The sequence below is a fragment of the Streptomyces thermovulgaris genome, assembly GCF_002155915.1.
GTDB lineage: Bacteria > Actinomycetota > Actinomycetes > Streptomycetales > Streptomycetaceae > Streptomyces > Streptomyces thermovulgaris.
The window spans coordinates 1-3059 of record NZ_MUME01000046.1; the positions used below are offsets into that span (position 1 = coordinate 1).

The window sequence follows — 3059 nt, forward strand, 5'->3', positions numbered from 1 at the left end:
TCCTGTTCAGCCGGTACCGGCTGAACAGGAAACCGTCCTCCTCCAGCAGGGAGACCAGGGTGAAGCGCCGGGGGACCGCGACGGCGGGACCTCCCGCGATGCGCTGGGCGTCGCCGGCGGCGAGCATCGGGGAGACGGTCAGGCACAGTTCGTCGAGGACGTCGGCCGCCACCATCTGGCCGAGCAGACGGGGGCCGCCCTCGGTGAGCAGACGGGTGTGGCCGAGTTCGGCGAGGGCCCGCACGGCGCGGGCGGGGTCGACGCCCGTGCCGTCGCCGGCGATCACCACCCGTGCGCCCGCCTTCTCCGCCTCCGCGATCCGCTCGGGGGGCGCCGCGGCACCCGTGAGGACCAGTGTGGGCACCAGGGGCGAGGTGAACAGCGGCAGCGAGAAGTCCAGCTCCAGGCTTGTGGTGACCACCGCGATCGCCGGGGCCGGCTCCTGCCCGGCCGCCTTCCGCAGCTCCGCGAACTGCGCCCGCGCCCGCGCCGGGCGGTACCCCTCCCGGCGCACCGTCTCCGCCCCGACCACCACGACGTCGGCCAGGGCCCGCAGCGTGCCGAAGATCCGCATGTCGGCGGCGCAGGAGATGGGCTGCGAACGCCCCTCGTGCTGGGCGGCCCCGTCCAGCGTGGTCACCATGTTGGCGCGCAGCCACGGCTCCCGGCCCGCGCTCCCGCGCTCCGGGTAGGCGTAGAAGGCCGCCAGCTCGGCGAGGGTCCACTCCCGGTCCTCGAGGGCGCCGGGCACGTGCGTACCACCGGCCCCGGAGGTCCGGGCCGCTGTCTCGTCGGTCACAGGGAACAGGCGTCGCATGCCGTGCAGTGTTCCATGCCGCTTACCATGGGGGATCGTGTCCTCCTCCACAGCCCCTTCTGGGCTCAGCTCCCCGGCCGGCACGGCCCCGCTGTCCCTGTGCGCCCGTGAGCCGCACGTCCCCGCCGACCGGCTGGTCGCCGAGATGGTGCCTCCGCCGCGCTTCGACGCGGTGCGCTTCGCGACGTACCTTCCCGACCCGGACCAGCCCAGCCAGGCCGAGGCCGTACGGGTCCTGGAGGACTTCGCCGCCGGTCTCGGCGGCACGTCCCCGGCCGGCTCCGGCAGGCGCGGCTTCTTCGGCTTCGGCAGGAACCGGGGCAACGGCAGGGGGAAGGCCGCGAAGGGCGGGGTCTCCGGTCCCCGCGGCATCTACCTCGACGGCGGCTACGGCGTCGGCAAGACCCATCTGCTGGCCTCCCTGTGGCACGCCACCGACGCCGAGCCCTCCCGCAAGGCGTTCGGCACGTTCGTGGAGCTGACCAACCTCGTCGGCGCCCTCGGCTTCCAGAAGACGGTCGAGACCCTCTCCGGCCACCGGCTGCTGTGCATCGACGAGTTCGAGCTGGACGACCCCGGTGACACCGTGCTGGTCTCCACCCTGCTCGGCCGGCTCGTCGACGAGGGCGTCGCCCTCGCCGCCACCTCCAACACACTGCCGGGCAAGCTCGGCGAGGGCCGGTTCGCCGCCGCGGACTTCCTGCGCGAGATCCAGGGTCTGGCCGCGCACTTCCGCACACTGCGCATCGACGGCGAGGACTACCGCCACCGCGGCCTGCCCCAGGCTCCGGCGCCGTACTCCGACGAGCAGGTGACCGCGGCGGCGCACACCACCGCCGGCGCCTCCCTCGACGACTTCTCCGACCTTCTCGAGCACCTGGCCAAGGTGCACCCCAGCCGCTACGGCGCCCTGACCGAGGGCGTGGCGGCCGTGTGCCTGACCGGGGTGCGGCCGGTGCCCGACCAGTCGACCGCGCTGCGGCTCGTGGTGCTCGCGGACCGGCTCTACGACCGCGAGGTGCCCGTGCTGGCCTCGGGCGTGCCCTTCGACCGGCTGTTCAGCGAGGAGATGCTCAAGGGCGGCTACCGCAAGAAGTACTTCCGCGCGATATCCCGCCTCACCGCCCTCGCCCGGGACGCCAAGGGACTCGTCGAGGCGGAGTGACCCCGAAGCGACCTTGAGGGGCGTGACGGCGTGCCCCCGCACGCTGCCACGCCCCTCGCCTCCTTTTTTCGTGCACCTCCTTTTTCGTGCACCGGTTCTCCTCACCGCACTGCATCCCCCACGAACCGAACATTTTTTCCCTATTGGACTTATCGTGGAGGAAGGCGCACAAGGCGCAGACGACCGTCCGTCCGAGGAGTCGTCATGATGCAGGAACTGGTGACCGCCGCGATCGCCGTGGGCTGTGCGGGGCTCGTGTGTCTCGCCTCGGCGGTGCGGATCGTCAAGCAGTACGAACGTGGAGTGGTGTTCCGGTTCGGACGGCTGCTCGGTGCGCCGCGTCTGCCGGGTCTGACGCTGATCGTCCCGATCGTGGACCGGCTCCACAAGGTCAACATGCAGATCGTCACGCTGCCGGTCCCCTCGCAGGAGGGCATCACCCGGGACAACGTGACCGTGCGCGTGGACGCGGTCGTCTACTTCAAGGTGGTCGACCCGGCGAGCGCGCTCATCCGGGTGGAGGACTACCGGTTCGCGGTCTCGCAGATGGCCCAGACCTCGCTGCGTTCGATCATCGGCAAGAGCGACCTGGACGACCTGCTGTCCAACCGCGAGAAGCTCAACCAGGGGCTGGAGCTGATGATCGACAGTCCGGCCGTCGGGTGGGGCGTGCAGATCGACCGTGTGGAGATCAAGGACGTGTCCCTGCCGGACACGATGAAGCGCTCCATGGCCCGGCAGGCGGAGGCCGACCGGGACCGGCGGGCCCGCATCATCAACGCGGACGCGGAGCTGCAGGCGTCCAAGAAGCTGGCCGAGGCGGCGCAGCAGATGGCCCATACGCCCTCCGCGCTGCAACTGCGGCTGCTGCAGACGATCACGACGGTCGCCGCGGAGAAGAACTCCACGCTCGTCCTGCCCTTCCCCGTGGAGCTCCTCCGCTTCCTGGAAAGGGCTCAGCAGCATCCGAAGTCGCAGTCGCAGGAGTCCTCCGACCAGACGCCGGCCGCCCCGCTCACCCCCCTCCGCACCACCGCCGACGCGGTCACGGCCGCCGCGGCCGTGACCGCGTCGGCG

The 3059-nt window shown here is 71.7% G+C and carries 3 protein-coding genes; 2 read left to right on the forward strand and 1 reads right to left on the reverse strand.

Going from position 1 to position 3059, the window contains the following annotated elements; translation table 11 throughout:
• A partial coding sequence (locus CCN35_RS05330) for a pyrimidine reductase family protein (protein WP_107501028.1) occupies nt 1-817 on the reverse strand: 817 nt, incomplete at its 3' end.
• Between the two features lie 37 nt (nt 818-854).
• Here CCN35_RS05330 and zapE point away from each other — a divergent pair.
• Complete coding sequence (gene zapE / locus CCN35_RS05335; protein ID WP_067396605.1) at nt 855-1982, forward strand: cell division protein ZapE; 1128 nt, start codon at nt 855-857, stop codon at nt 1980-1982.
• Nucleotides 1983-2186: 204 nt separating this feature from the next.
• Nucleotides 2187-3059: slipin family protein (locus CCN35_RS05340; RefSeq protein ID WP_086791675.1), on the forward strand; the 873-nt coding region annotated here is incomplete at its 3' end.